The following is a 277-nucleotide window of genomic DNA, read 5'->3' on the forward strand; positions in this document are numbered from 1 at the left end:
TGTCCACGGTCACCGCCGGGCCCTCGAAGCCGAAGGTGTAGGAGATCCGGCCGGAGGCAACGCTGCCCGCGTTGCCGATGCCGAGGTAGGCCTCCAGCTCCGCCGGCACCTGCTGGGCGCCGCTCGCGTAGTCGCGGCCGGAGATGCCCGCGAACACGCCGGTCCGGCTGCCGCGCAGGGCGGTCGGGTCGAGCCCGGCCCGCTCGAAGAGCTCCCAGGTGGTCTCCAGCAGCAGCCGCTGCTGGGGGTCGATCGCGGGGGCCTCGCGCGGCGGGAT

Annotated in this window: 1 protein-coding gene; it reads right to left on the bottom strand. The window is 75.1% G+C overall.

Annotation, left to right across the window (positions count from 1 at the left end; all coding sequences use genetic code 11):
* A partial coding sequence (locus tag VR45_RS41395) for a beta-ketoacyl synthase N-terminal-like domain-containing protein (RefSeq protein WP_045945147.1) occupies window positions 1-277 on the bottom strand: 277 nt, incomplete at both ends.

Origin of the sequence: Streptomyces sp. NRRL S-495 (assembly GCF_000966955.1) — a bacterium.
Taxonomy (GTDB): Bacteria; Actinomycetota; Actinomycetes; order Streptomycetales; family Streptomycetaceae; genus Kitasatospora; species Kitasatospora purpeofusca.